The following is a 578-nucleotide window of genomic DNA, read 5'->3' as shown; positions in this document are numbered from 1 at the left end:
CGCGCGCTTCGCGCCAGGCGTCGAACTGCTGCAGGGCGGCGTCTTCGTCACCCGGATTGATCAGCCAAAGCAGGTTCCAGACCCGCGCCGGATGGTCGTCTTCGTCGAAGTCCGGCTGCAGTTCGTCAGAATCTTCGTAATCGGCGCTGTTGTCAGGCATGAGACGGTTTCCACTACGTAATGCCGCGCATTCTGCGGCCAGCGGCGCGCCAGCGAAAGCCTTGCCGCGTCACAGCGGTTATCCTTGCGCCCCGAAGAGGGCCATGGTGGCCTTCACTGAAGCACTGATATGAGCGATACCCCTCCCGATCATCTGGCGATCAACCCGCAGAGCCCGTTCCACAATGCTGAAGCCCTGCAGCGTGGTGTTGGCGTCCGTTTCAACGGCGTCGAGCGCGATGACGTGGAAGAGTATTCCGTGCAGGAAGGCTGGATCCGCGTACAGGCCGGCAAGGCCCGCGACCGCCGTGGCAACCCGATGACGCTGAAGATCAAGGGTACGGTTGAGCCGTATTTTCTTGAGTTGAAGAACGCTTAAAGCTTGCATTGCTAGCTAGGAGCCTCCCCTCACCCCAACC

Annotated in this window: 1 protein-coding gene and 1 pseudogene; one reads left to right on the top strand and one right to left on the bottom strand. The window is 60.9% G+C overall.

The window, feature by feature from the left end; all coding sequences use genetic code 11:
• Positions 1–160: pseudogene (locus ABB27_RS20530) on the bottom strand (DUF6630 family protein); the annotation flags it as partial.
• Positions 161–289: 129 nt separating this feature from the next.
• On the opposite strand from ABB27_RS20530, the gene ABB27_RS19060 reads away from it, so the two are divergent.
• Positions 290–538, top strand: coding sequence for a DUF3297 family protein (locus tag ABB27_RS19060; protein ID WP_057630893.1), 249 nt, complete (start codon positions 290–292; stop codon positions 536–538).
• Positions 539–578 lie beyond the last annotated feature (40 nt).

Source organism: Stenotrophomonas terrae (assembly GCF_001431465.1).
Lineage (GTDB): Bacteria > Pseudomonadota > Gammaproteobacteria > Xanthomonadales > Xanthomonadaceae > Stenotrophomonas > Stenotrophomonas terrae.
This window is presented reverse-complemented; position numbering and strand designations above follow the sequence as displayed.